The organism is Mycolicibacterium monacense (assembly GCF_010731575.1).
In the GTDB taxonomy this organism is placed as follows: Bacteria; Actinomycetota; Actinomycetes; order Mycobacteriales; family Mycobacteriaceae; genus Mycobacterium; species Mycobacterium monacense.
This window is the reverse complement of sequence record NZ_AP022617.1, coordinates 1,611,971-1,637,376: the sequence shown is the minus strand read 5'-3', so window position 1 is coordinate 1,637,376 and position 25,406 is coordinate 1,611,971. Positions and strand designations below refer to the sequence as shown.

25 protein-coding genes and 1 tRNA gene are annotated in these 25,406 nt (G+C 68.8%); 9 read left to right on the top strand and 17 right to left on the bottom strand.

Annotation, left to right across the window (positions count from 1 at the left end; genetic code table 11):
- Position 1: 1 nt before the first annotated feature.
- The gene (locus tag G6N49_RS07775) at positions 2-1,303 is read right to left on the bottom strand and encodes a cytochrome P450 (RefSeq protein ID WP_083045270.1); all 1,302 of its coding nucleotides are present in this window, start codon (positions 1,301-1,303) and stop codon (positions 2-4) included.
- Positions 1,304-1,384: 81 nt separating this feature from the next.
- Positions 1,385-1,831: a universal stress protein gene (locus G6N49_RS07770; RefSeq protein WP_011560385.1), complete on the bottom strand. Its 447-nt coding sequence runs from the start codon at positions 1,829-1,831 to the stop codon at positions 1,385-1,387.
- A 302-nt stretch (positions 1,832-2,133) separates the two neighbouring features.
- Here G6N49_RS07770 and G6N49_RS07765 point away from each other — a divergent pair, with 302 nt between their 5' ends.
- Entirely contained in the window at positions 2,134-2,823 is a 690-nt protein-coding gene (locus G6N49_RS07765) for a UdgX family uracil-DNA binding protein (protein ID WP_083045269.1), read from the top strand.
- Here G6N49_RS07765 and G6N49_RS07760 read toward each other — a convergent pair.
- Positions 2,799-3,653 carry an acyl-CoA thioesterase gene (locus G6N49_RS07760; protein ID WP_011855910.1) on the bottom strand — a complete coding sequence of 285 codons (855 nt, stop codon included), beginning with the start codon at positions 3,651-3,653 and terminating at the stop codon, positions 2,799-2,801. The genes G6N49_RS07765 and G6N49_RS07760 overlap by 25 nt on opposite strands.
- A 151-nt stretch (positions 3,654-3,804) precedes the next feature.
- Here G6N49_RS07760 and G6N49_RS07755 point away from each other — a divergent pair, with 151 nt between their 5' ends.
- Positions 3,805-5,124, top strand: coding sequence for a sensor histidine kinase (locus tag G6N49_RS07755; protein WP_179967739.1), 1,320 nt, complete (start codon positions 3,805-3,807; stop codon positions 5,122-5,124).
- Positions 5,125-5,184: 60 nt separating this feature from the next.
- Here G6N49_RS07755 and G6N49_RS29435 read toward each other — a convergent pair whose 3' ends face one another.
- The gene (locus G6N49_RS29435; RefSeq protein ID WP_133056659.1) at positions 5,185-5,544 is read right to left on the bottom strand and encodes a hypothetical protein; all 360 of its coding nucleotides are present in this window, start codon (positions 5,542-5,544) and stop codon (positions 5,185-5,187) included.
- 101 nt (positions 5,545-5,645) lie between these two features.
- Entirely contained in the window at positions 5,646-5,942 is a 297-nt protein-coding gene (locus tag G6N49_RS29430) for a hypothetical protein (RefSeq protein ID WP_235679499.1), read from the bottom strand.
- A gap of 15 nt (positions 5,943-5,957) precedes the next feature.
- Between G6N49_RS29430 and G6N49_RS29425 the strand changes: the two genes are divergently transcribed.
- Together G6N49_RS29425 and G6N49_RS29420 are read left to right on the top strand one after the other, a co-directional pair.
- Positions 5,958-6,617, top strand: a complete 660-nt coding sequence (locus tag G6N49_RS29425) for a hypothetical protein (protein WP_235679498.1) — start codon at positions 5,958-5,960, stop codon at positions 6,615-6,617.
- A 965-nt stretch (positions 6,618-7,582) separates the two neighbouring features.
- A complete protein-coding gene (locus G6N49_RS29420) occupies positions 7,583-7,960 on the top strand; it encodes a hypothetical protein (RefSeq protein ID WP_041925080.1) in 378 nt (125 codons plus the stop codon).
- Positions 7,961-8,286: 326 nt separating this feature from the next.
- Here the strand turns inward: G6N49_RS29420 and G6N49_RS07745 are convergent, their stop codons facing one another.
- Both G6N49_RS07745 and G6N49_RS07740 read right to left on the bottom strand, forming a co-directional pair.
- On the bottom strand, positions 8,287-9,114 hold the full coding sequence (locus G6N49_RS07745) for a bestrophin-like domain (RefSeq protein ID WP_041925081.1): 828 nt from the start codon (positions 9,112-9,114) through the stop codon (positions 8,287-8,289).
- A 127-nt stretch (positions 9,115-9,241) separates the two neighbouring features.
- On the bottom strand, positions 9,242-9,703 hold the full coding sequence (locus G6N49_RS07740; RefSeq protein ID WP_011855914.1) for an ArsI/CadI family heavy metal resistance metalloenzyme: 462 nt from the start codon (positions 9,701-9,703) through the stop codon (positions 9,242-9,244).
- Positions 9,704-9,802: 99 nt separating this feature from the next.
- On the opposite strand from G6N49_RS07740, the gene G6N49_RS07735 reads away from it, so the two are divergent.
- Entirely contained in the window at positions 9,803-10,162 is a 360-nt protein-coding gene (locus G6N49_RS07735; protein ID WP_011855915.1) for an Rv2640c family ArsR-like transcriptional regulator, read from the top strand.
- Positions 10,163-10,178: 16 nt separating this feature from the next.
- On the opposite strand, the gene G6N49_RS07730 is transcribed toward G6N49_RS07735, so the two are convergent.
- From G6N49_RS07730 to uvrB, 3 genes are all read right to left on the bottom strand, one after another.
- A tRNA-Cys gene (locus tag G6N49_RS07730) sits at positions 10,179-10,249 on the bottom strand.
- A gap of 83 nt (positions 10,250-10,332) precedes the next feature.
- On the bottom strand, positions 10,333-11,730 hold the full coding sequence (locus G6N49_RS07725) for an MFS transporter (protein WP_083045266.1): 1,398 nt from the start codon (positions 11,728-11,730) through the stop codon (positions 10,333-10,335).
- A gap of 44 nt (positions 11,731-11,774) precedes the next feature.
- Positions 11,775-13,934: an excinuclease ABC subunit UvrB gene (gene uvrB / locus G6N49_RS07720; RefSeq protein WP_011855917.1), complete on the bottom strand. Its 2,160-nt coding sequence runs from the start codon at positions 13,932-13,934 to the stop codon at positions 11,775-11,777.
- A gap of 57 nt (positions 13,935-13,991) precedes the next feature.
- On the opposite strand from uvrB, the gene G6N49_RS07715 reads away from it, so the two are divergent.
- The gene (locus tag G6N49_RS07715; protein WP_179967827.1) at positions 13,992-14,495 is read left to right on the top strand and encodes a ribonuclease FAU-1 family protein; all 504 of its coding nucleotides are present in this window, start codon (positions 13,992-13,994) and stop codon (positions 14,493-14,495) included.
- A 13-nt stretch (positions 14,496-14,508) separates the two neighbouring features.
- The gene (locus G6N49_RS07710; RefSeq protein ID WP_011855919.1) at positions 14,509-15,054 is read left to right on the top strand and encodes a hypothetical protein; all 546 of its coding nucleotides are present in this window, start codon (positions 14,509-14,511) and stop codon (positions 15,052-15,054) included.
- Between the two features lie 4 nt (positions 15,055-15,058).
- Here the strand turns inward: G6N49_RS07710 and coaE are convergent, their stop codons facing one another.
- From coaE to G6N49_RS07685, 5 genes are all read right to left on the bottom strand, one after another.
- On the bottom strand, positions 15,059-16,216 hold the full coding sequence (gene coaE, locus G6N49_RS07705; RefSeq protein WP_011855920.1) for a dephospho-CoA kinase: 1,158 nt from the start codon (positions 16,214-16,216) through the stop codon (positions 15,059-15,061).
- A 77-nt stretch (positions 16,217-16,293) separates the two neighbouring features.
- The gene (gene rpsA, locus G6N49_RS07700) at positions 16,294-17,733 is read right to left on the bottom strand and encodes a 30S ribosomal protein S1 (RefSeq protein ID WP_011560398.1); all 1,440 of its coding nucleotides are present in this window, start codon (positions 17,731-17,733) and stop codon (positions 16,294-16,296) included.
- 124 nt (positions 17,734-17,857) lie between these two features.
- Positions 17,858-18,442 (bottom strand): TetR/AcrR family transcriptional regulator, encoded by a 585-nt coding sequence (locus G6N49_RS07695; RefSeq protein WP_011855921.1) that lies wholly within the window; start codon positions 18,440-18,442, stop codon positions 17,858-17,860.
- Entirely contained in the window at positions 18,439-19,281 is an 843-nt protein-coding gene (locus G6N49_RS07690) for an NmrA family NAD(P)-binding protein (RefSeq protein ID WP_011855922.1), read from the bottom strand. The genes G6N49_RS07695 and G6N49_RS07690 overlap by 4 nt, the downstream gene beginning before the upstream one ends.
- Positions 19,278-19,733, bottom strand: coding sequence for a nuclear transport factor 2 family protein (locus G6N49_RS07685; RefSeq protein WP_011855923.1), 456 nt, complete (start codon positions 19,731-19,733; stop codon positions 19,278-19,280). Before G6N49_RS07685 ends, G6N49_RS07690 begins: the two co-directional genes overlap by 4 nt.
- Before the next feature lie 88 nt (positions 19,734-19,821).
- Here G6N49_RS07685 and G6N49_RS07680 point away from each other — a divergent pair, with 88 nt between their 5' ends.
- On the top strand, positions 19,822-21,000 hold the full coding sequence (locus G6N49_RS07680; protein WP_064873863.1) for a PrsW family intramembrane metalloprotease: 1,179 nt from the start codon (positions 19,822-19,824) through the stop codon (positions 20,998-21,000).
- 38 nt (positions 21,001-21,038) lie between these two features.
- Complete coding sequence (locus G6N49_RS07675) at positions 21,039-21,674, top strand: LysE family translocator (protein WP_011855925.1); 636 nt, start codon at positions 21,039-21,041, stop codon at positions 21,672-21,674.
- A 1-nt stretch (position 21,675) separates the two neighbouring features.
- Here G6N49_RS07675 and polA read toward each other — a convergent pair whose 3' ends face one another.
- Entirely contained in the window at positions 21,676-24,363 is a 2,688-nt protein-coding gene (gene polA, locus G6N49_RS07670; protein WP_221222345.1) for a DNA polymerase I, read from the bottom strand.
- A gap of 82 nt (positions 24,364-24,445) precedes the next feature.
- Complete coding sequence (locus G6N49_RS07665; protein ID WP_011855927.1) at positions 24,446-25,336, bottom strand: LysR family transcriptional regulator; 891 nt, start codon at positions 25,334-25,336, stop codon at positions 24,446-24,448.
- Between the last annotated feature and the right edge of the window lie 70 nt (positions 25,337-25,406).

The window sequence follows — 25,406 nt, the reverse complement described above, 5'->3', positions numbered from 1 at the left end:
TTCACCCCGTCCAGGCCACGGGCAGCCGTTTGATGCCGTGCACGAACGCCGACCGCAGGATCGCCGGCTCCTCGACGGCCACGATGTCGGGCACCTGACGGCGCAACTCCGAGTAGAGCACCCTGATCTCCCGCCGGGCGAGGTTCGCGCCGAGGCAGAAGTGCGCGCCACCCGCGCCGAATCCGATCTGCGGGTTGGGATCCCGCGTCACGTCGAACAGCCAGGGGTTGTCGAACCTGCGCTCGTCACGGTTGGCGGAGTTGTACCACATCGACACCTTGTCCCCCGCTTTCATCCGCACACCCCTCATCTCGATGTCCTCGGTGAGGTTGCGGCGCATGAAGATGATCGGCGACGCCCACCGCACGATCTCCTCCACGGCGGTCGGGGCGACGGTGTCGAAGTCGTCCCACCAGCGTTGGCGCTGTTCCGGATAGCGGCTCAGCGCGACGAGGCCGTGGCTGATCGCGTTGCGCGTCGTCTCGTTGCCCGCGGCTGACAGCAGGATGAAGAACGAGCCGATCTCCGCGGACGTGAGCCGTTCCCCGTCGACCTCGGCGCGCACCAGGTTGGTGGTCACATCGTCGGTCGGATGGGCCCGGCGGTCCTCCGCGAGTGCCAGACCGTACTCACCGAGTCCGAGCACCGCACCGACGATCGTCTCGTGGTCGGGCGCGACCTCCTCGTCGGCGCCGCCCAGGATGATCGAGGTCCAGTGGAAGACCTTCTCCTCGTCCTCTTCGGGAATCCCCATCATGTCGCAGATGATCTGCAGCGGGAACGGTCCGGCCACCGCCTGCACGAAGTCGGCGTGTCCGTCGGGGTGGTCGGCCACCAGACCGGTGACCAACCGGCGTGCCCGGTCGCGCACGCTCTGCTCGATCCGTGTCAGCATCTTCGGAGTGAAGGCGCGGTTGACGATCGACCGCAGCCGGAGATGACGAGGGTCGTCGAGCGAGATCATGGATCCGACGTATTCGGCGATCTCGGCGGGCACATCGTTGAGGGCGGTGCTGGTCGGGATCGAGCTGAAGACCTCCGGATGTCTGCTGGCGTGGTGGACGTCGTCGTATCTGGTCAGCGCCCAATGGCCACGCCCGCCGGCGAACCCGGCGTACTCCGGCACCTCGAAGAAGGTGATCGGCGATTCCCTGCGCAGGGTCGCGAACGCCCCGTCTCGACGGTCGTCGTCCCATTCCCAGAAGTCGAGGGTGCCCAGATCGATGTCGCCGAGCGGTACGTGCGGAGGCGGCGTTCCGTTCTCACGCGGCGCGATACCGGTCGGATGCAGTGTTGTCGTCATACCTGACCTCCCACGTCAACTCCGAGTGTGGCACTCGGAATCGCCGCCGGGTCAGAAATGAACGACGTCAGCCGATCGGGATCAGGGTGTGGTGTGCACGATGAGGACGTCGGTCTTCGAACGCCGCGCGACGTTGGCGGGCACCGATCCGAGCAGCCGACCGGCGATGGTGCTGAGGCCGACGTTGCCGACCACGAGCAGATCCGCCTTGACTTCCTCGGCCAGTTCGACCAGGGCGTCGACCGGCGCACCGACGACGGCCTTCTCCTCGATGTTCTCGGCGCCGGCGGCCTTGGCGCGGTCGCGGGCCTCGCGCAGGATGGCGTAGATCGGGGCGTTGCCCGACATCTTGTAGCCCTCGTCCTTGAGGACGTCGGCGGCGCGCTGATCCTCGCTCTGCGGGAAGTAGGCGGTGGTGACGATGAGCTTGGCACCCGATCCTGCAGCGATCTGGCCCGCGCGGTCGACTGCCCGCAGCGACGAATCCGATCCGTCGGTGCCGACCACCACGGTGCGATAGGCGCTCATCCATACCCTCCCAGAGTCATTTGCAAGGCCAACCGAGACAGTAACGCGTTGCTCGACGAACAAGGGTGCTAATCGCGACACCCGGCGAGCCTGCTTGGTACGGCCAACGGCGTTCTACCGGCACTGATGTTAGCGCTCGGCAAAGGCGTGACGGTCGGCACGGTGACCGAGTCGTCGCGAAGCAAGCCCGTCGCCCGGGATCGCACCGGGCTCTCGGCGTGACCCAGATCAACCCGGGCGCAGCGATATCCGCGCGTGATCGTCTGCGCATGACGGGCCGCGCGCGCGGGTAATCCACGACCATGCCGACCAAGGTGCCCGGCGCAGAGGACTTCGTTCCCGACACCCGCGACGTGTCGATCCTCGCCGATGCGGTGCAGGCGTGCCGCGGGTGCGAACTCTATCGCGATGCGACGCAGGGCGTCTTCGGGCAGGGCAGTGCGGACGCGACCGTCATGTTCGTCGGCGAGCAACCCGGTGATCGGGAGGACCGCGCCGGGGAACCGTTCGTCGGCCCGGCGGGCAGACTCCTCGACAAAGCGCTCGTGTCCGCGGGTATCGACCGGGACGGGGTCTACGTCACCAACGCCGTCAAACACTTCAAATTCACACTGCCCGAACGCGGCAAGCGCCGTATCCACAAGACCCCCAGCCGTACCGAGGTCGTGGCGTGCCGGCCGTGGTTGCTCGCCGAATTGGACGCCGTGCGGCCGGAAGTCGTGGTGCTGCTCGGCGCGACAGCAGCGAAAGCTCTGCTGGGCAACGACTTTCGGTTGACCGCGCACCGCGGGGAAGTGCTGGCCCTGCCGCCTGTCACCGAGCCGGCCGATCTGGACGTCGACCCGGCAGTGGTGGCGACGGCGCATCCGTCATCGGTGCTGCGGGGACCGGCCGAGAATCGACAGCAGGCGTTCGACGCACTCGTCGAGGATCTACGCGTCGTCGCCCGGTTGATGCGCGGCGACCGTCAGCGGCGGTCGCGGCCGAAGTAGATCTCCTGGGTGGCGGTGCAGACGAGCGCGCCGGTGCGGTTGTACATCGTGGCGGTGGCCAGGGCGCGACCGTGGACACCGCTGGGAGCGACGGCATCCGAGAGCACCCAGTCCGAGAAGTCGGCCGGCCGATGGAACCACACCGCGTGGTCGATCAGTGCCGAGAAGGACGTCAGCGGCGTCGTCCGGCGCACCACCATCGCCGTCTCCAGCAGCGCGGTGCCCGAGACGTACGTCAACAGGCAGCTGTTGAGGATGGGGTCGTCGGGCATCGGTTCGGCGGGACGCCACCACAGCCTGATGCGCGGCGACGGGTCGGGCCGATCGAGTGCCAGGCGTGCCGGCGGGTCGACGTATCGCAGATCCAGCGGCTGCGGGCGCACCCAGTGCCCGCCGTGCTCATCCGCGTACGGGCTCAACTGTTCCTGCACCGACGGCAGCGACTCCGGGCCCGGGACGTCGGGGATCGGCTGCTGGTGTTCGAAGCTGTCCAGCGGTGCGGTGAACGATACGAGCGCTTCGAGCAGCACCTGGTCGTCCTGGCGCGCCAGCACCCGCCGCGAGGACAGCACGCCGCCGTCGCGCAGACGGGTGATCTCGAAATGCACCGGTCGGCGCGCGTCGCCGGCCCGCAACAGATAGACGTGCATGCTGTGCGGGGTGCGGTCGGCGGGGACGGTCCGGCTCGCCGACATGAGCGCCTGAGCAGCGATGTGCCCGCCGACGATGTGGTGCGCCGCGTTGTCCATCTGCGTCGCGAGGAACTCATCATCCGCGATCTGTTCGACGTCCAGGGTCGTCAGGATGTCCGAGAGTGTCCGCGCTACCACCGGGGCATCATGCCGGACGCCGCGGCGTCCCGCCGGACCGGTCAGGCAAGATGAGCGTCGTGGACAGCGCTGCGACATCTCCGCGCCCGCCGGGCGTCGTGCGGCCAGCCCGATAGTGCGCGTCGACGAGCGGCTACGGCGCGTCATGCCGATGCCGATCGTGTCTCTGCGCACGATCGTGATCGTGGCTGCGCTGTCGGTCGTCGTGCTGGTACTCACACTCGGCACCTGGGTGTGGATCGGCGTGACGAACGAGCAGTACAGCCAATTGGACCGGCAACTCGACTCGGTGACCAGCCTCGGGGATTTCGGGACCTTGTTGAACGCGGCGAGCACCGGTGACGATCCGGCTGATCCGCCCGCCGACCGGACGTTGGTGCGGACGGCACGCATCGGCGGTGTGACCGTGTCGGTGCCCAAGGACATCGTGCTGCCGCAATTGGACATCGGGTACGCCAACACCACGATCGACGGAGTCGAGTACCGGGTGCGCACCTTCGCCGCGGGGCCCGCCACCATCGCGCTGGGCTCACCGCTGTCCGAGACGCAGCGCCGGATCGATCAGTTGCATCTGCGGGTCGTGCTGATCTGCGGCGGCGTCATCGCGGGCACCGTGGTCGTGGGTTGGGTGATGTGGCTGATCATGATCAACCCGTTCCGGTTGTTGGCCCAGCAGGCCCGCGCCATCAACGCACAGTCCAAACCCGAAGAGGTGCAGGTCGGCGGCGTCTGGGAGGCGGCCGAGATCGCCGAGGCGGTCGAGGGCATGCTGGCGCGCATCGGCGAGGAGCAACAGCGGACCAAGGCGGCGCTGGAGTCGGCCCGCGACTTCGCCGCGGTGGCATCCCACGAGCTGCGGACACCGTTGACGGCGATGCGCACCAACCTCGAGGTGTTGTCGACGCTCGACATGACCGACGAGCAGCGCAAAGAGGTCATCAACGACGTGGTGCGCACGCAGACCCGGATCGAGGCGACGCTGACCGCGCTCGAACGGTTGGCGCAGGGGGAACTGACCACCGCCGAGGACCACGTCCCGGTCGACATCACCGAACTGTTGGACCGTGCCGCGCACGATGCGCTGCGGAGCTACCCCGGCCTGGACGTGTCCCTGGTGCCCTCGGCGCCGGTGCGCATCCTCGGCCTGCCCGCCGGACTACGCCTGGTCATCGACAACGCCATCGCGAATGCGGTCAAGCACGGCGATGCCACGCAGATCCGATTGAGCGCGATCCGGTCCGGTGAGGACGTCGAGATAGCAGTCGACGACAACGGCAGCGGTGTGCCCGAGCAGGAGCGCAAGCTGGTCTTCGAGCGTTTCTCCCGCGGGTCGACCGCATCGCGCTCCGGTTCGGGGCTGGGTCTGGCCCTTGTCGCGCAACAGGCCGAATTGCACGGTGGGACAGCATCTTTGGAGACCAGTCCGATGGGCGGAGCGCGGCTGTTGTTGCGGCTTCCCGCGACACGTTGAACGCGTCGGGCCCGGCGTGAGCACGCCGGGCCCGATCACTGCGTTCTCCCTAGGGCAGAGTCACCAATCGCGACGGTCCGACACCGGGCTGGCCGGCGCCGTGGCCGGCGTGGCCCCGGGAGCGGCGCTTGCCGACCACAGCCCACCGGTTCCGGCGCAGATGCCGTCACTGGGCGGCCCGATCTCCGTGGGCAGCGGAACCGGCAGACCCGGGATCTGCGGAACCTGGATCGTCGGGATGAAGTCCCACGGACCGTTGGCCGCGGCACCCGGCGCACCGGGCGTCGGAGCCCCCGGCAGCAGCCGGTCGAACACCGCTGCTGCACCCTCGAGCGGCGGGAACACCCCGGGAGGCGTAACGCCCGAACCACTGGCCGACGCACCGGGCGCGGCGGGGTACGGAGGCGTCGGGATGTTCACCGCAGTCGAACCACCTGCCGGCGGTGCCGGAGGGGCCGGCGGCGTGCCCACGTTCACCGTGGCCGAACCACCGCCAGGAGGCGCGGGCGGAGCGGGCGGCGTCACGGCGGGCACCGAACTGGCTGCCGGGACACCCGGAGCCGGAGGCGCCGGCGGGGCGACGGCGGCAGCCGGTTCCACCACCGCGGCTGGCGGTGCAGGCGGCGCAGGCGGCGCAACAGCGGCAGCAGGCTGAACCACGGCAGCCGGCGGGGCCGGAGGTGCAGGCGGAGCGACCCCGGCGGCGGGTTGCACCACCGCAGCAGGCGGCGCAGGCGGAGCCGGAGGCACTGCAGCGGCGGCGGGCTGGACCGCGGCGGCCGGTGGCGCGGGCGGTGCAGGCGGGGCGCCCGCTCCACCGGAGCCACCACCCGGTGCGCCGGGACCAGCCGGAGCGGCAGGCGCAGCACCTGCAGCAGGCTCAACCACACCCGCCGGAGGACCAGCCGGAGCCGGAGGCACAGCACCCGCAGCAGGCTCAACCACACCCGCCGGAGGACCAGCCGGAGCCGGAGGCACAGCACCCGCAGCAGGCTCCACCACCGCAGCAGGCGGCGCAGGAGGAGCCGGAGGCGTCACCGCACCAGCAGGCTCCACCACCGCAGCAGGCGGCGCAGGAGGAGCCGGAGGCGTCACCGCACCAGCAGGCTCCACCACCGCAGCAGGCGGCGCAGGAGGCGCCGGAGGCGTCACCGCACCAGCAGGCTCCACCACCGCAGCAGGCGGCGCAGGAGGCGCCGGAGGCGTCACCGCACCAGCAGGCTCCACCACCGCAGCAGGCGGCGCAGGAGGCGCCGGAGGCGTCACCGCGCCAGCAGGTTCCACCACCGCAGCAGGCGGCGCGGGAGGCGCCGGAGGCGTCACGGCCTCAACAGAATTGGCAGCCGGTACGGCTGGTGCAGGCGGGGCCGGCGGCGAGAACCGCTCCACCGTGCTTGACGAACCACCACCCGGAGCCGGCGGAGCCGGCGGCGACACGTTCTCCACCGAACTCACGGACGGACCACCCGGGGCCGGAGGAGCCGGAGGCGTAACGGCCTCAACGGAATTGGCAGCCGGTACAGCTGGTGCAGGCGGGGCCGGCGGCGAGAACCGCTCCACCGTGCTCGACGAACCACCACCCGGAGCCGGCGGAGCCGGCGGCGACACGTTCTCCACCGAACTCACGGACGGACCACCCGGAGCCGGAGGCGCAGGCGGCGTCGCACCACTCGCGGAATCCACGATGGCCGCAGGCGGAGCCGGCGGACCCGGAGGCGACACGTTCTCCACCGAACTCACGGACGGACCACCCGGAGCCGGAGGCGCAGGCGGAGTCACTCCCGAAGCCGGCTCAACCACCGCCGCAGGCGGGGCCGGCGGACCCGGAGGCGTCGCACCGGCGGCCGGCTCAACCACCGCCGCAGGCGGAGCCGGCGGACCCGGAGGCGTCACCGCACCACCCGAACCACCCGCCGGACCACCCGGCGCCGGAGGCGCAGGCGGAGTCACTCCCGAAGCCGGCTCAACCACTGCCGCAGGCGGGGCCGGCGGAGCAGGCGGCGTCGCACCGGCGGCCGGCTCGACCACCGCCGCGGGCGGGGCCGGAGGAGCAGGCGGCGTCGCACCGGCGGCGGGCTCAACCACAGCCGCAGGCGGAGCCGGAGGCGCAGCAGGAGCTCCCGCTCCGCCCGAACCACCAGCCGGGGCACCCACCGCGCGCGGCGCGGGCGGTACCGCACCGGCCGCAGGCTGAACGACGCCGGCCGGCGGGGCTGCGGGCGCAGGCGGCGTCACACCGCTCGACGAGTCGACGACACCGGCAGGCACGGCAGGCGGAGCGGCCGGTGCGCCGACTCCACCCGAAGCGCCCACCGGCGCACCCGGCGCAGCAGGGGCCGGAGGAACCGCGCCGCCACCGGCGCCCGCCGCGGGCACGCCCGGCGCGCCGGGTGCCGGCGGTGTCGCGCCGCTGGCCGTGTCGACACGGGCGGTCGGCGGAAGCGGGCCGGAGGGCGGAGTGACGCTCTGCGAGGACGACGTCACGGGCGCACTGGGAACGGGCGGCCGAGGAGGGGTCGCGGCGGCGGTGCCGTTGAGCGAGCCGGCGGGGGGGATGGCCACCGACGGCGGGGTCGCAGAGGCGGTGCCGTTGAGCGAGCCGGCCGGTGGAATTCCCACCGACGGCGGTGTCGCAGAGGCGATTCCGTTGGTCGACCCGGCCGGCGGGATCGGACCCGACGGCGGCGCGGTGTTGGTCAGAGCGGAGTTCGCTCCCGGCAGCGTCTGGGGCAGCCGCCCCGGAACGGTGAGCAGCTGCTGCATGATGTTCACGCACGGAACGCCGGGGCTCACTGCCCCGGGGTCAGCGATCGCAGTCGCAGGGTTGAACAGCTGAACGATCCAGCAGGCCCCTGCGGTAGCGAGGGCGGTGAAGCCCAATCGGTTCGTGGTCCGCGACATGTTCCCTCAGTTCTCTGTGCGCTTCCTACTGACGCTTGCGTCGGGGGGAACGTATGCCGGTTCCGCGAATTGGCCGTTGCGACAATTCTGGCGTTTATAGAACTGTTGCGAATGAGAAGTGCTTCGGTTACCGGACGCGGCTCAGCGCAGTTGACCAGGGCATCTTCTTCGCAAAAGCAACGAGGCGCGCCGACTCGACACACAGATGGCCGAATGCACACCCACATGCGGTGATGCGCCCGACACGCGGGCCACAGCTATCTAGCCGGGATTGGACTGAAGGACGCGGACCACCTGTTTCAGCGGCTCGGAGGACGTCGCGACCTCGCCGACGAATGGATGCGACAGCTCCAACACCAAGAACAACTGCGCCCCGACGAGCACACCCAAAATGGCAACCATCGTGTAGTGCGAGGCCGCACTCTCGACGCCGTAGATGATCGCGCAGCCCAGGAGCAGACTGCTCGTGAGCAAGATGACGGCCCACAGCGACCACGGCGGACCGGTGTCGGTGCGGGCTTGGAGCACACGCTCGGAGCGAGCCTTGTTCATGTCGCTGAGGTTGGAGAATGAGGCGGACAGCAGCGCCTTCTGCGCATCGGTGCGCGCCTCGACCTGCTCGTATGCGAGATAGACGCGGTTGAGCGCATCGTCGGCCGCGGGCAACGACCTGCCCTCGGTGGCTTCGTTCCACTCGGTTATCGCGGCCTGATGGTAGGCCAACAGGCTCTGCCGGATCCGGTCTCGGTCAGGCTCGTCGAACACCTGGAGGTCTCTGGCGAGCTGAGCGCCTGCCGCCCCTTCGGCGCGCGCCCTGCCGTCGGCGCTGTTGATCTGACCCCAGGTCGCCGACACCACGAATCCGATGAAGAAGGCGAAGACGAAGCCGATGACCCCGAAGGCGAACTTCGTCACGTCGTTGTGCTCGTCGCTTCTGAGGTGAGTTGCGAACCGGCGGCGGACAATCGCCTGGACGGCAACCGCCGTGCCACTCGTGACCGTTATCAGCACGAGCAACAGAAGCCACGACGGCAGGTGGCTGACCAACCACAAACTCACAGGACAGCCCCATTCGTCGGGCCCGATCATTTCGCTGACACGGGCTTTCCGACTCTAGGTGCGCGACTCGGCGCCCGAGGGCGAACGCCGCTTTTCGTGCGCCGAATCCCCTGGAGTCAGCGGGTTGACCGCTTCAGTTGCTCAGCCACCTACGGCGTCACGAAGCCGTACTGCTGGCGGTACCGGCGTTGTTGCTGCAACAGACGACGGCTTCACCGTCCTCGGCGAGCGCCGGCGAGTTGCTACCGAACGTCTCCGAATCGGACAGCACCGTGTACACCTCCCACTTCTCCCCCGCCGGCCCCGTCACCCAAACCTTGTCCTGTGTGGCGAAACAACAGGTGGTGCCGATCTCCTCTTCGGTGAACAGCCCCTCGCCGGCGAGGCGGGCGATCTCGGCGTGGACCGTCTGACTGTCCTCGACCTCGACGCCGAGGTGATTCAGGGTGCCTCCGCGCCCGGGGTTCTCGATCAGGACCAGCTTCAGCGGCGGGTTGGCGACCGCGAAGTTCGCGTAGCCCGGCTTCACCTTCGCCGGCGCGGTGTCGAACAGTTTCGAGTAGAAGGCGACGGCCTCGTCGAGGTCATCGACGTTGAGAGCGAGTTGTGCGCGGGACATGGCGACCTCCAGAACCTATGTGACTTATGTCGAACATCTGACGCCTCCAGAATCACCCGCTTTTCGATGTATGTCAACAAGGTGTGGCAGAATGTGTGCATGCCGAAGACCTTGCCCGTCGTGGACATCTCCGCACCGGTCTGCTGCTCGCCGGTCGCGGCCGGCCCCATCGGCGACGAAGCGGCCCTCGAGATCGCCTTGAGGCTCAAGGCGCTGGCCGATCCCGTGCGGGTGAAGCTGGTGTCGCTGTTGTTCAGCTCCTCCGACGGCGAGGAATGCAGCCGTGACCTCGCGACAGCCGTTGACCTTGCGGAATCGACTGTCAGCCATCATCTTTCGCAATTGCGCCGAGCCGGGCTGATCCAGTCGGAACGCCGCGGTATGAATGTCTACCACCGACCTCGGCGGGAGTCACTACTCGCGCTGTGCGCAGTCCTCGACCCGAACTGCTGCCGGTAGTCCGGCCGGGAACCAGAGCGGATGACGGGATTCGAACCCGTGTAAACGGCTTTGCAGGCCGGTGCCTAGCCACTCAGCCACACCCGCGTCGCCACTGACGATGCCCCACGACCGTCATCGCGCCCACCTTTTCGCTCAGCGTGATTCCGACCGCCGTGACGACCTGTGGCTCAACGGGTTCGGCAGCTCCGGGTGGACGCGAGGACGCCGACGGCGACGAATCCCGCGAACGCGGCGAACAGCCAACGCGCCGCGGTCGCGTTGCCGGCGTCGGTGAGGTTGACGACGACACCCGCCAGACCGGCGCCGAAGGCTCCGCAGATGAGTTGGACCGTGTTGATCGCCGCGGCGGCCGCGGGCCCCTCGGCCGGATCGTCGACGCGACTCATCGCCCATGCGGACAGGTGGGGCCAGGCGATCCCGATGCCGGTACCGGTGACGAGCAGCCCGACCGCCCACAGCGCAGCCCAGCCCGGCGACATCTCGTCGCGCAGCGCGAACATGCCGAGAGTCAGCCCGGCGGCCATGACGAGCGGGGCAGACGCGACCGTGCGCACGATCACCCGCGCGCGGCTCAGCGAGGCACTCGTGATCTCGCCGCCCGTCCAGCCGACGGAGAGCACCGCGCCGAAGAACCCTGCGACGACAGGCGCCATACCGGCGAGACGCTGCCCGAACAACGGAACGTACATGTCGACCATCGTCGCGGCCATCAGCAGGCCCAGCGTCGCGTAGATCCACTTCAGGGGGCCACGGCCGAAAGCGCTGGGCGGCAACACCGCAACGGTGGCGCGACGGTCCACGACCACGAACACCACCACGATGGCGACGCCGGCGAGGAGCAGTCCGGCCGTGGCCCGCACATCGTGCGGGATTCCGGCCATGCTGACCATCAACGCCGCCGCACCCAGCAACAGCAGCGACCACAGCGGGATTCGCAGGCGGGGCCGCTCGGCATCGGTGCCATCGACCCGGTCCGGAAGCGCGAACGGCACCAGCACCCCCATCGCGACGGTGAGCCCGACCAACACGCCGAACGCCCACCGCCAACTGCCGACCTGGGCGAACAGCCCACCCGCGGCGGGGCCGACGAGTGTCCCGACTCCCCACATGGCGGACACCAACGCCGATGCGCGCGTCCACAACCGGCTCGGCAGCGCGGTGTTGATCACGGCGTACCCGAGTCCGGCGAGCAGGCCACCGGCCGCACCCTGCACCGTCCGGCCGACGAGGAGCCACTCCATCGTCGGGGCGAGTGCACAGCCCAGGCTGCCGGCCGCGAACACGCTCAGACCCGACCAGTACGCCCGCCGCGGCCCCAGGCGCATCAGGAGCGGGTGCACGGTCGTCGCGGCGATCACCGAGGCGACCAGGTACACCGTCGTCACCCAGGCGTAGAACCGCTGACCGCCGATGTCGGCGACGGCGCTCGGCATCAGGCTGATGGTGAGGAACTCGTTGGTCGCATACAGCGCGACACCGCCCGCCAGCACCGTCGACGCACCGAGGTGAGCCGGGCCCAGCAGGTCGCGCCAGGTGCCCACCGAGACGCGCGAGGTGTCAGTCACACCGCCACGCTATGAGCTCAACAGCGGTTGAGGTCAACCACGTGTCACTTCAGGCCCGCGGCGTCCATACCGCGCAGTTCCTTCTTGAGGTCCTGGATCTCGTCGCGGATGCGGGCGGCCAGTTCGAACTGCAGGTCGCGGGCGGCGGTCATCATCTGCTCGGTCAGATCCTTGATCAGATCCGCCAGTTCGGCACGCGGCATGTTAGCGGTGTCGCGTCCCTCGACGATGCCTGCGCTGACCGCGCGGCCCGGCTCACCCTGGGCGCGCCGGCCGCGGGACGCGTTGCGGCCCGAACCGCCCACTTCGACGGTCTCGGTGTCGTCGGCCTCGCGGTAGACCTGGTCGAGGATGTCGGCGATCTTCTTGCGCAGGGGTTTGGGGTCGATGCCCCGCTCCTCGTTGTAGGCGATCTGCTTGGCGCGGCGGCGTTCGGTCTCGTCGATCGCCTCACGCATCGAGTCGGTGATCTTGTCCGCGTACATGTGGACCTCACCGGACACGTTGCGGGCGGCACGGCCGATGGTCTGGATGAGGCTGCGCGTCGACCGCAGGAACCCCTCCTTGTCGGCGTCGAGGATCGCCACCAGCGACACCTCCGGCAGGTCCAGACCTTCGCGCAGCAGGTTGATACCCACCAGCACGTCGTACTCGCCGAGCCGGAGCTGGCGCAGCAACTCGACGCGGCGCAGGGTGTCGACTTCGGAGTGCAGGTAGCGCACCCTGATGCCCAATTCGAGCAGATAGTCGGTGAGATCCTCGGCCATCTTCTTGGTCAACGTGGTGACCAGCACCCGCTCGTCGAGTTCGGTGCGCTTGCGGATCTCCCCGATCAGATCGTCGATCTGCCCCTTGGTGGGTTTGACGATCACCTGCGGATCGACCAGCCCCGTCGGGCGGATGACCTGTTCGACGAACTCGCCGCCGGACTGGCTCATCTCGTATGGGCCCGGCGTCGCCGACAGGTACACGGTCTGCCCGATCCGTGACGCGAACTCCTCCCACGTCAGCGGGCGGTTGTCGACTGCCGACGGCAACCGGAAACCGAAGTCGACCAGATTGCGCTTCCTCGACATGTCCCCTTCGTACATACCGCCGATCTGCGGCACGGTCACGTGGGACTCGTCGATGACCAGCAGGAAGTCCTCCGGGAAGTAGTCGATGAGCGTCGCGGGCGCGGTGCCGGGACCGCGTCCGTCGATGTGACGTGAATAGTTCTCGATGCCGGAGCAGAACCCGACCTGCCGCATCATCTCGATGTCGTAATTGGTGCGCATCCGCAGCCGCTGCGCCTCCAGCAGCTTGCCCTGGCCTTCGAGCTCGGCCAACCGCTCCTCGAGTTCCTTCTCGATGCTGGAGATCGCCTGCGCCATCCGCTCCGGCCCGGCGACGTAATGCGTCGCGGGGAAGACCCGCAGAGAGTCGACCCGGCGGACGACATCACCGGTCAACGGGTGCATGTAGTACAGCGCCTCGACCTCGTCGCCGAAGTACTCGATGCGCACCGCGAGTTCCTCGTACGAGGGGATGATCTCGACGGTGTCACCGCGTACGCGGAACGTCCCGCGGGTGAACGCCATGTCGTTGCGGGCGTACTGCACGTCTACCAGCAGTCGCAGCAGTGCGTCGCGGGGCACCTCGTCGCCCACCTTCAGCTCCACCGACCGGTCCATGTAGGACTGCGGCGTGCCCAGACCGTAGATGCACGACACCGACGCCACCACGACCACGTCACGCCGCGAGAGCAGACTCGACGTCGCGGAGTGCCGTAACCGCTCCACATCGTCGTTGATGGAGCTGTCCTTTTCGATGTAGGTGTCCGTCTGGGCGATGTACGCCTCGGGCTGGTAGTAGTCGTAGTACGACACGAAGTACTCGACGGCGTTGTGCGGCAACATCTCTCGCAGCTCGTTCGCGAGCTGGGCGGCGAGCGTCTTGTTCGGCGCCATCAGCAACGTCGGCCGTTGGAGCCGTTCGATCAGCCATGCGGTGGTCGCCGACTTGCCGGTGCCGGTCGCGCCGAGGAGCACGACGTCACGCTCCCCCGCCCTGATGCGCCGCTCCAGCTCGTCGATCGCCGCGGGCTGATCACCGGCGGGCTGGTAGGGGCTGACCACCTCGAACCGGTTGCCGGTCCGCACCATCGCCTCGACAGGGCGGTACTCGGAGTGTGCGAGCACTGGGTGTTCGGTCGCGAAAGCCATTTCACCAGGGTAGAACCAGCCACCGACAGGTTCTTGTTCCCGGTTCTATGCTGAGGTATCCACCCACCCAAACACGAGACGTTCGACCTGCTCGCCTGCACGAACACCGACCCCAAGGGCATCGTGCGGGCCGTCGACGTCTATTCGGTGGAGCCCTGGGGGCTCTACATGGCGCGACCGACGCCCGGTCGCGCCCAGTTCCACTATCTCGAGTCGTGGCTGCTGCCGTCGCTGAACCTGAGGGCGTCGGTGTTCCACTTCAACCCGGGTTTCGAGCGGGAGCAGGACTTCTACCTCGATATCGGCAGCTACACCCCGGGCCCTCACCGGTGGACGGCCGAGGATCACTATCTCGACCTGGTGGTGCGCTCCGGGATCGGGGCCGAACTGTGCGATGTTGACGAACTGCTCACCGCGGTCCGGCACAACCTGCTCACCCCGGAGGTCGGCGAAGAGGCCGTGCAGACGGCCGTGAGCACCGTCGATGGCCTCGCCCGCCACGGCTACGACCTCCACCGCTGGCTGGCCGGCAACGGCATGGTTCTGACCTGGCAAACATAGTAAGGTCCGCTACATGAACTCCGTCATGCGCGGACTGACCGCAGGCGCAGTGGTGATGACCGTCGTAGGTGGCTACCAGTTGAGTCCCGCCGTCGCACTCGCCGAACCGGACGTTCAGCCGCAACCTGCCGCCCAGGAGAGCCCGCAGGTGCTGCGCAACATCGTCTACCGGGCCCGCATCGACGGGGTGTCCCGCGGCGCCACCATCACCTACAGCGCCGAAGGCGACCAGACGCAGACGGCCAACCCGACCATGGTGCCGGGGCGTGTGTTCGAGGTGAACACCGTGCTGCCCGAGTCGGACGTGGCCATGATGAAGGTGTCGGTGCAGTGGCCATATTCGGCGAACCTGCACTGCGAGATCCTCATCGACGACCAGATCGTCGCGCAGGCCGACGATTTCGTCGCGCCGCGGTTCCTGCCGCAGGACCCCGACTACGCCGCCCTGACATGTGAGGCGCCGGTCGCCACCCCGGCGGCCGCACCCGCCCAACCGCCGGTTCCGGCGGATCCCGCCGCACCACCGGCGGACGCTGTACCGGCTCCGCCGGGGGTCTGACGGCTCAGGGGCGCCAGTCGCGGGCCTCGGCCCACGCCAACGCCTTCGGGTAGACCTCGGCAAACCACGGTTCCTTGGCCTCGGCGTAGTCCGGCGCGCTCAACGCCGCGCGCTTGACCTGCAGGTATTCATCGCGCACCTCCGGATGGGCGGCCAACCACGCCAGGAACAGCAGGGCGAACCGTTGGTTCGGCCAGCCGTCGACCCGCAGATGGATGTTGGCGGGACGGCCTGGATCGGCGGCGCCGTGCAGGCGTTTACCCCACCGTCCGGAGTCGTCGTGCGCCACGTCGGAGTCGACACCCTGGATCCGCGGATAGCCCACGGCCGCCAGCCCGCCGGCGATCTCGTCGGCGTCCTCCAGCGAGGCCACCGTCACCTGGATGTCGACGACATCCTTGGCGTCCAGGCCGTCGACCGACGTGGATCCGACATGGTCGACCCGCAGCGCCTTGCCCCCTGCGGCGGCCTTGATGCGGTTGACGATCCGCTGTGCGTCCGCGGCCCACGCCGGGTTGTGCGGCATCAACCGGGGCGCAACCCGCACCACCTCACCGGTGCGGATGTTCTCGGCGAGGGGCAGAATCCGGTCGAACCAGAGTTGTCGCGCCTTCTCGACGAGTTCCTCCCGGGTGCCCGAATTGTCCAGCAGCACATCGGCGATGGCGCGCCGCTGCTCGTCGGACGCCTGCGCCTTCATTCGCGCGCGGGCGTCATGCTCGGGCAGTCCGCGTTCGATGAGGCGGGTCACCCGGGTCTCTTCGTCGGCCCACACCACCACGACGAGCGGGAAGAAGGGTGCCATACCGGTTTCCACCAGCAGCGGGATGTCCTCGACCACGACGGTGCCCTCGGCAACCGAGTCGATGATCTCCTGCCGGCGCTTGCCGACCAGCGGGTGCACGATGCCGTTCAACTTGGCGCGTTGTTCGTCGTCTTGAAATGCCTTGGCGGCCAAGGCGGGCCGGTTCAGCGCACCGTCGGGAAGCAGGATGTCATCACCGAAGGCCTCGACGAGTGCGGCGAGGCCCTCGGTGCCCGGTTCGACGACCTCACGGGCGATCACGTCACCGTCGACGACGACCCCGCCGCAGTCGGCGAATGTCGCGGACACCGTCGACTTGCCCGCCCCGATGCCGCCGGTCAATCCAATTCTCAGCACCGCACCAGTCTGTCAGGACCCGGATACGGCGAACGGCCCCGGCTCGCGGTGAGCCGGGGCGTTCGTCGAGACAACTGCTAGGCGTTACCGGCCAGCTTCTCCCGCAGCGCGGCGAGCTGGGCGTCGCTGGCGAGCGTTCCGCCGGTCGACTCCTCCGAGCGAGACGAGCCGTTCGACACCGGACGCGCAGCCTCCTCGGCCTCGGCGGCGGCGAACTTCTCCATCTGCGCGGTGTGCATCTTGTGCCGGCGCTCCGCCTCGGCGTAGCGGGACTCCCACTCCTCACGCTGCTTCTCGAATCCTTCGAGCCATTCGTTGGTCTCGGAGTCGAAGCCCTCGGGGAAGATGTAGTTGCCCTGCTCGTCGTAGCTGTCGGCCATACCGTACTTCGAGGGGTCGAACTCCTCGGTGTAGTCCTCGTTGGCCTGCTTGAGCGACAGCGAGATCCGGCGACGCTCGAGGTCGATGTCGATGACCTTGACCATCGCGTCGTCGCCGACCTGGACCACCTGGTCCGGGACCTCGACGTGGCGCTCGGACAGCTCCGAGATGTGCACCAGGCCTTCGATGCCCTCTTCGACGCGGACGAACGCACCGAACGGCACCAGCTTGGTGACCTTGCCCGGCACGATCTGGCCGATCGCGTGGGTGCGGGCGAAGTGGCGCCACGGATCTTCCTGGGTCGCCTTGAGCGACAGCGAAACCCGCTCGCGGTCCATGTCGACGTCGAGCACCTCGACGGTGACCTCGTCGCCCACGGTGACGACCTCGGACGGATGGTCGATGTGCTTCCAGGACAGCTCGGAGACGTGCACCAGGCCGTCGACGCCGCCGAGATCGACGAACGCGCCGAAGTTGACGATCGAGGACACGACACCCTTGCGGATGGCGCCCTTCTGCAGCTGGTTGAGGAACTCGCTGCGCACCTCGGACTGCGTCTGCTCCAGCCACGCGCGGCGCGAGAGCACCACGTTGTTGCGGTTCTTGTCGAGCTCGATGATCTTGGCCTCGATCTCCTTGCCGATGTACGGCTGCAGATCGCGGACGCGACGCATCTCGACCAGCGATGCGGGCAGGAAGCCACGCAGGCCGATGTCGAGGATCAGGCCGCCCTTGACGACCTCGATGACGGTGCCCTTGACGGCCTCGTCCTTTTCCTTGAGCTCTTCGATGGTGCCCCAGGCGCGCTCGTACTGAGCCCGCTTCTTGGACAGGATCAGGCGGCCTTCTTTGTCCTCTTTGGTGAGAACGAGGGCTTCGACCTCATCGCCGACGGACACAACCTCATTGGGGTCGACGTCGTGCTTGATGGAAAGTTCGCGGGAAGGAATGACACCTTCGGTCTTGTAGCCGATGTCGAGCAAGACTTCGTCGCGGTCGACCTTGACGATGGTCCCTTCGACGATGTCGCCATCGTTGAAGTATTTGATGGTCTTGTCGATGGCGGCGAGAAAATCCTCAGCCGAGCCGATGTCGTTGACGGCTACTTGCGGCGAGGTGGCGACGGGACTTGGCATATTGTTGGGTTGCTCCGGACAGTTTTACTCGTAGGGACAGATTGATTGTTGGGTGATCTGTTATCGCGCACACAGATACCTGACGAGCCTACTCGACTCGGTCCACGCAGGACAAACCCGGTTCTCACCGCCACTCGGTCCCGCTCGCCATCGCGCAGATGGCCGCGGCCACCCGGTCCAGGTGCCGGGCGGACACCGGCTTCCCCAACGCGATCAGCCGCCAGAACACCAGCGCGCCCAGTGCGTCGACGATAACCTCCTGATCAGCCTCGACGGCGAGTTCACCCCGTTCGACGGCGCGGTCGAGCACCTCGACGGCCCGGGCGCGCCTGGGCAGGCCGACGTAGGCCATCAGGGCGTCACCGAGCGCCGGGGTGCGCTGGGCCTCGGCGATCAGATCGGGATACACGCGGCGCACCCGATCGTCGGTCAGCCAGGTGAGGACGTTCTCCAGCAGAGCCCGCACATCACCGGCGAGCGACCCCGTATCGGGCGCGGGATCGGTGGTGACGCTCAACGCCCGCATCAGGTCGGCCGTCATCTCGACTTTCGACGGCCACCGGCGGTAGAGCGCACTCTTGCCGACCCGCGCCCGGCGGGCGACCGCGTCCATCGTCAGACCGCCGAACCCCTTGTCCGCGAGTTCGGCGAACACCGCGTCGAGGATCGCCTCGGTGACCCGCGCGTCGCGGGGACGTCCGGCGGTCATTCGGACCAGGCCGCGCGCAGATAGTCCGCGAAGCCGCGCGGGCGGGCCCCGGTGATCCGCTCGACGGTGTCGCTGACGGCGGACTGGGTGCCGTCACGAACCAGCACGTCGAGTGCGGCGAGCACCGCGGCGAAGGTGGTGTCGTATCCGGAGGCGACGAGATAGTCGGCGAAATCGTCGGGTTCGACGGCCCGATGGCGCACGGTGCGGCCGGTCACCTCCGCCATGATCGCGGCGGCTTCGTCGTAGGTCAGCGCCTCGGGACCCGTCAGCAGATGTTCGCCGCACCGCGCGTCGGTCGCCGACAAGAGGTGGGCTGCCGTACGGCCGATGTCGCGGGCGTCGATGAACGGTAACCGGCCGGTGCCGGTGGCGGTCATGAATTCGCCTGTGCCGCGGATGCTCTCGGCCACCGGGTGGGCGCCGGTGAAGTTCTGCATGAACCACGACGGGCGCAGGATCTCCCACTCCGGGAACATGTCGCGCACGGCCGCGGCCATCTCACCCAGGCCCGGGTCGCCCAGGGCGACGGCCGACGAGCTGAGCGTCACCACCCGTCGTACCCCTGCTTCGACGGCGCGGTCGAGAAACGGGGCGACCACGGTCATCGGCGCTGGGTGCCCGATCGGAGCGACCAGGTACATCCGCTCGACTCCGTCGAGGACGTCGTCCCAGGTCGCGGGGTCAGCCCAGTCGAAGCGGCGGTGGTCGTGGCCGGTGGGTGCGGCCGGGTTCCGCGTCGCCGTGCGGACCGGGCGGCCCGGAAAGCGCCGCAGCGCCTCGACGACGGCGCTGCCGGTGTTACCCGTGGCCCCGAACACGAGGACGGCGCCGCTCACGGCTGGGCCTGCGCGTCGAAGGCGGTGAACAGTTCGTCGATGCCGCCGAGCGCGGAGGCGACGGCGAGCGGATTCCAGTAGTCGCGGTAGGTGACGATGCCGTCGGGGCCGACGGTGATGACCGCGACATAGTCGATGTCGTAGGGCTTGCCGGTCTTGACGGCGACGCCGCTGACCGCCCATTCGAGAATGACGGTGTCCGGGTCGGCGGTGTCGTGTCGCACCATGCGGGTGACGGCGCGGACGTCGACCGTGTCGGTGTAGTTCGCGAGGTACTCGCGGACCGCGTCACGGCCGGCGAGTTCGGGCCATCCGGGCGGCGCGAACGGGAAACTCATGGTGCCGTCTGGCGCCCACTGGTCGGCGAATGCCGACATGTCGTGGGCGAGCAACGCCTGCTGCAGCCGGTCGATTGCCTGGTGGGCGCGGTCGCGCCGGTCGGATTCGTTCATCGATAACCCCTTCCAATTACGGGACAGTACCGTCTCGTAATGGGGTCAACCGCTCGGATGGCCGTGCTATTCCGGCTAACCTGCTCACGTGTCCCGCGTCGGCACTCCGCCCCCTCCGCATCTGCCCGTTTCACCGTGGGCCCGGCAGGTCCGCAAGGTCGGCGCCCCGCTGGGCCTGCTGATCGCGCTCGGGACTCTGGCGGGCCTCCTCGTCATCCTGCTGACCGCGGTCAATCCGGTCGGGACGGCAGTCGGGTTCGTCCTGTCCAGCATCGCGATGGCCGTCGTCGTGCTGGCTTACCTGTGGCTGGACCGATGGGAACCCGAACCGCCGCGGCTGCTCGTGTTCGCGTTCATCTGGGGCACCTCGGCGGCCGTCGTCATCTCCGCGGTACTGCAGCTGTTCCTCGAGGTGTGGCTGAACCCGGCCGTCGGCACCGCCGATACCGGTACCAGCCCGGTGACGCTGGTCCTGGGCGCCCCGCTGACGGAGGAGGCCGCCAAAGGCCTGTTCCTGCTGATCATGATGACCGGCGCACGCCGCAACGAGATGAACTCGCTGACCGACTGCCTGGTGTACGCCGGGCTGGTCGGTGCGGGGTTCGCGTGGCTGGAGGACATCCTCTACATCGCCAACGGGGAGTCGCTGGCCGATTCGCTGCTGACCGCCGCGTTGCGGCTGATCATGGCGCCGTTCGCGCACTCGCTGTTCACCACGGTGTTCGCGATCGGGGTCTGGTTCGCCCTGCACCGCCGCGACACCGCCGCCCGCGCCGGGTTCCTGCTGCTCGGCTACGCCGGGGCGGTGCTGCTGCACGCCATGTGGAACGGTTCGTCACTGCTCGGGGTGGGAGCGTACTTCGGGCTCTACGTGTTCTGGATGATGCCGATCTTCGGGCTCGCGATCGTGCTGGCCGTGCGGAGTCGTCGCCGTGAACAGCACATCGTCGCGGCGAAGCTGCCGGGGATGGTGGCCGCGGGAGTGCTCACTCCCGCCGAGGCGGCGTGGCTCGGATCCCTCCGCACCCGCAATCTGGCCATCGCGGAGGCGAGACGGTTCGGCGGTAAGCAGGCCGGCGATGCGGTGAAGAAGTTCGCCCACCAGGTCGTCGAGTTGGCCTTCGTCCGCGACCGCATCGACCGCGGATTCGGCGACCCGCGAGTCGTCGGACTGCTGCACGAGGAGACCTACGCGCTGTATGCCGCCAGGGCGGCGTCGCCGGCGCTGCACCGTTTGGGCGAATACCGCGCACCGCGGCCGCTGTGAGTCGGTAACCGACTTGCCAGGGGCGAGATACTGCTGCCATGGTCGCCCACCTGCTCGATGTACTACCGGCGTTTCTTCTGGCGGCGGCGATCCTGGCGATACTGCCGGGCCCCGCGACGGCGCTGTTCGTCCACCGCGCGATCCGCGACGGCCGCGCCGCCGGTCTGGCCGCCGTCGTCGGCAACGAGATCGGCATCTTCGGGTGGACGATGGCCGGCGGCGCCGGCCTGTCGGTGCTCCTGCTGGCCAACCGGGCACTGTCGATCGCCCTGCACATCGTCGGCGCGGCGGTGCTGGTCTGGCTGGGTGTGAGCGCATGGCGGAGCGCCAAGCGCCCGGCGATGATCGCCGTTCCGGCCGAGCCGAGAGCCGGCACGCCGGTCGCGGCGTTCCGCGCGGCGCTGCTGTCCATCGCGGCGAACCCGAAGGCCGCGGCGTTCGGCATCGTGGTGGTCCCGCAGTTCCTGCCGTCGAGCGGTCCGGTGCTGCTCACCCTCCTGGTGCTCGCGCTGATCCAACTGGTGATCGACACCGCCTGGTGTGCGGGCGTGGTGTGGGGCGCTGCACGGGCCCGTGAACTGTTGAGCCGCGCTCACATCCGACGGCGAATCGACCGTGTGATGGGCGCGATCCTGGTGGCGCTGGGACTCGGACTTGCCGCCGAGATGCGCTGAGTCAGTGCGCCGCCGCGTCCCAGCTCCGGCCGTACCCGACACTGACCTCGAGCGGCACGTCGAGGGCGTACGCGCTGCCCATCTTGTCGCGGACCAGCTTCTCGAGCGTGTCGCGCTCGCCGTCGGCGACCTCGAACAGCAACTCGTCGTGCACCTGCAGCAGCATCCGTGACGAGAGGCCGGCGTCCTTGATCGCCTGATCGACGTCGATCATCGCGACCTTGATGATGTCCGCGGCGCTGCCCTGGATCGGGGCGTTGAGCGCGGCCCGCTCCGCGGCCTCGCGGACGTTGCGGTTGCTGCTGTCGAGTTCGGGCAGGTACCGCCGGCGACCGAACACCGTCGAGGTGTAGCCGTCCTTGCGGGCCTGGTCGACGACGTCGCGCAGGTAGTCGCGGATACCGCCGAAACGGGCGAAGTACTGGTCCATCTGGACCTTGGCCTCTTCGGTGGAGATCTTGAGCTGCGCGGCCAATCCGTACGCGCTCAGCCCGTAGGCCAACCCGTAGGACATCGCCTTGACCCGGCGGCGCAGGTCCGGGGTCACCTCGTCGATCGGCACGTCGAACGCGCGCGAGGCGACGAACGAGTGCAGGTCCTCTCCGGTGTTGAACGCCTCGATCAGACCGGCGTCCTGTGACAGGTGTGCCATGATGCGCATCTCGATCTGGCTGTAGTCGGCGGTCATGAGTTCGGTGAAGACCGCGCCGCCGCCGGAGCCCGGAGGGCGACTTTCCACCACGAAGGCGTCGCGGATACGCCGGCCCGCCTCGGTGCGGATCGGGATGTTCTGCAGATTCGGTTCGGTCGACGACAGCCGACCGGTCGCGGCGATCGTCTGGTTGAACGTCGTGTGGATGCGGCCGTCGGAGGCGACGGAGTTCAGGAGGCCGTCGACGGTCACCTTGAGCCGGGTGGCGTCGCGATGGGCCAGCAGATGCTGCAGGAAAGGATGACCGGTCTTGTCGAACAACGACTGCAGCGCATCGGCGTCCGTGGTGTATCCGGTCTTGGTCCGCTTCGTCTTGGGCATCGCGAGTTCGTCGAACAGCACCGCCTGCAGCTGTTTGGGCGAGCCGAGGTTGATCTGCTTGCCGATCACCGCGTAGGCCGCCTCGGCGGCGTCGCGGATCAGGTCGGCGAACTCGCTCTGCAACTGCCGCAGTTGATCGATGTCGACGGCGATACCGGTGTGCTCCATCTCGGCGAGCACCCGCTGCACCGGCAACTCCATCCGGCCCAGTAGCGACGACGAGTCGATGCGGGCGAGTTCCTCGTCGAGGGCGTCGGCGAGGTCGAGTACCGCCACGGCCCGCAGGATCAGCGTCTGGACGGCCTGGTCGTCGCCGCCGTCACTGTCGTCGAGCAGTGAGAGTTGTTGTTGCGCAGGGTTGTCCGCGCGCAGTTCCCGACGCAGGTAGCGCAACGACAGATCGTCGAGGCTGAAGCTGCGCTGCCCGGGCCGCACCAGGTAGGCGGCCAGCGCCGTGTCGGAGGTGACCCCGGCGAGCTTCCAGCCGCGGCCGGCGAGGTCGTGCATGGCGAGCTTGGCTTCGTGCAGCGCCTTCGGCGGGCCCGGGTCGGCCAGCCACGACGCCAGCGCCGCCTCGTCGTCCGGGTCGAGCGAGGTCGTGTCGATGTAGCGACCGTCGCCGTCGGCAGCGACGATGGCCAGCGCGGTGGCGTCGGCGTCGTAGGCGAGATGGGTGCCGACGACCGCGAGCCCGAACCGGTTGCCGAGGCTGTGTTCGGACAGCCAGGCCGCGAGTTCACCCCGTTCGAGCGCCTTGCCCCGCACGTCGAAGCCGTGTTCGACCTCGGGTTCGACGGCCGCCAGAGTCTCGAACAGGCGGTCGCGCAGCACCCGGAACTCGAGGTCGTCGAACAGCCGGTGGATCTGATCGCGGTCCCACGGCTGCACCCGCAGAGTGTCGGGAGTGTGCGGAAGCGGGACGTCCTTGACGAGGTCGGTGAGTTCGCGATTGAGCACCACGTGAGACAGGTTGGCCCGCAGAGCATCGCCGACCTTGCCCTTGACCTGGTCGACGTTGTCGACCAGGGCCTGCAGCGAACCGTACTCGGCGATCCACTTGGTCGCCGTCTTCTCCCCCACGCCCGGGATGCCGGGCAGGTTGTCGCTCGGATCGCCCCGCAGCGCGGCGAAGTCCGGGTACTGCTGCGGCGTCAGCCCGTACTTCTCCTGCACCGCGTCGGGCGTGAAGCGGGTCAGGTCGCTGACGCCCTTACGGGGATAGAGCACGGTCACGTCGTCGCTGACGAGCTGGAGCGCGTCGCGGTCACCGGTCACGACGAGCACCCGGTAACCCTCACCCTCGGCCTGGGTGGCGAGCGTGGCGATGATGTCGTCGGCCTCGAAGCCGGGTTCGGCCAGCACGGCGATGCCCAGCGCGACGAGCACCTCCTTGGCGATGTCGATCTGCCCGCGGAACTCGTCCGGAGTCGACGAGCGGCCGGCCTTGTACTCGGGGTACTTGTCGACGCGGAACGTCTGCCGGGAGACGTCGAACGCGGCGGCCACATGGGAGGGCTGCTCGTCGCGGAGGAGGTTGATCAGCATCGCGGTGAATCCGTAGACCGCGTTGGTGGTCAGGCCGCCCTGGGTCTTGAAGTTCTCGGCGGGGAGTGCGTAGAAGGCGCGGTACGCCAGCGAGTTGCCGTCCAGCAGCATCAGTGTCGGCTTGTCGTCCGCCTTCTGGCTGGTGGCCGTCTTCTTGTCGGTCGAGGTGCTGGCTGGGCTCACGGGCTCAACTCTATGCACCCCCGCCGACACGCAGGTGCTCCCGGGCCATGCCGATGAGCACCCGCGCCGCCGGGCTCACCGGCCCGCTCGCTCGCCACGCCAGCACGAGTCGTCCGCGCAGCTGCGGAGTGATCGACACCGCGTGCAGGTCGGCCCGGTTGCGGGCCAGCGACTGCGGGACGACGGCGACCCCGAGTCCGCGCGCGGCGAGGTCGGCCAGCTCCTGCGGGGTGCTGGCCTCGAACGCGATCCGTGGCGTGAGACCGGCCGCGGTGAACGCCTCCTCGAGCCGCCTGCGGATACCCGTCCCGACCGGTAGGGCGATCAGCGTGCGCTCGGCGAGCGCGGCCAGCGGCACCGACCGCCGTCTCCGCCACGGATCTGCGAGGTGGACGGCCGCGTCGATCGCCTCGTCGGTGGTCACCTCGACCGCGAGACCGTCGGGCACTTCACCGGAGCCGACGGAGGCGATGGCCAGATCGAGGCGGCCGGTCCGCACACCGTCCACCAGCGATTCGGAGTCGGCGGTGCTCAGCGTGATCTCGACCGCGGGGTGGGCGCGGTGGAATGCGGCCAGCATCGCCGGCATGTCGACGTTGTGCGCGGTGACGGTGCCGATCGACACCGCTCCTCGGACGAGGTCCGTCAAGTCGTCGACGGCCGTGCGCACATCCGTGACCGCGGCGAGCGCCGCCCGTGCGTGCGGCAGGACGGCCTCACCCGCCCCCGTCAGTCGCACCTGCCGGTGCGACCGGTCCAGCAGCGGTTGGCCCAGTTCGCGCTCCAGGCGGGCGATCTGAGCGCTGACCGCCGGTTGCGCGACATGAACCCGCCGCGCCGCCCGGGTGAAGTTGGCCTCCTCGGCGACGGCGACGAAGTACTCGAGCTGCCGCAGTTCCATAAGCGATCACAATAGTTTGTGTTCGGACATGTATTGGACTTATGAATCTCACGCGGGCAGCGTGAAATCC

Coding starts and splice junctions, on each gene's coding strand:
- G6N49_RS07775 (WP_083045270.1), bottom strand. CDS start 1,303: ATGACGACAACACTGCATCCGACCGGTATCGCGCCGCGTGAGAACGGA.
- G6N49_RS07770 (WP_011560385.1), bottom strand. CDS start 1,831: ATGAGCGCCTATCGCACCGTGGTGGTCGGCACCGACGGATCGGATTCG.
- G6N49_RS07765 (WP_083045269.1), top strand. CDS start 2,134: ATGCCGACCAAGGTGCCCGGCGCAGAGGACTTCGTTCCCGACACCCGC.
- G6N49_RS07755 (WP_179967739.1), top strand. CDS start 3,805: ATGCCGATCGTGTCTCTGCGCACGATCGTGATCGTGGCTGCGCTGTCG.
- G6N49_RS07745 (WP_041925081.1), bottom strand. CDS start 9,114: ATGATCGGGCCCGACGAATGGGGCTGTCCTGTGAGTTTGTGGTTGGTC.
- G6N49_RS07740 (WP_011855914.1), bottom strand. CDS start 9,703: ATGTCCCGCGCACAACTCGCTCTCAACGTCGATGACCTCGACGAGGCC.
- G6N49_RS07735 (WP_011855915.1), top strand. CDS start 9,803: ATGCCGAAGACCTTGCCCGTCGTGGACATCTCCGCACCGGTCTGCTGC.
- uvrB (WP_011855917.1), bottom strand. CDS start 13,934: ATGGCTTTCGCGACCGAACACCCAGTGCTCGCACACTCCGAGTACCGC.
- G6N49_RS07710 (WP_011855919.1), top strand. CDS start 14,509: ATGAACTCCGTCATGCGCGGACTGACCGCAGGCGCAGTGGTGATGACC.
- rpsA (WP_011560398.1), bottom strand. CDS start 17,733: ATGCCAAGTCCCGTCGCCACCTCGCCGCAAGTAGCCGTCAACGACATC.
- G6N49_RS07695 (WP_011855921.1), bottom strand. CDS start 18,442: ATGACCGCCGGACGTCCCCGCGACGCGCGGGTCACCGAGGCGATCCTC.
- G6N49_RS07685 (WP_011855923.1), bottom strand. CDS start 19,733: ATGAACGAATCCGACCGGCGCGACCGCGCCCACCAGGCAATCGACCGG.
- G6N49_RS07675 (WP_011855925.1), top strand. CDS start 21,039: ATGGTCGCCCACCTGCTCGATGTACTACCGGCGTTTCTTCTGGCGGCG.
- polA (WP_221222345.1), bottom strand. CDS start 24,363: ATGCTGCTGGACGGCAACTCGCTGGCGTACCGCGCCTTCTACGCACTC.
- G6N49_RS07665 (WP_011855927.1), bottom strand. CDS start 25,336: ATGGAACTGCGGCAGCTCGAGTACTTCGTCGCCGTCGCCGAGGAGGCC.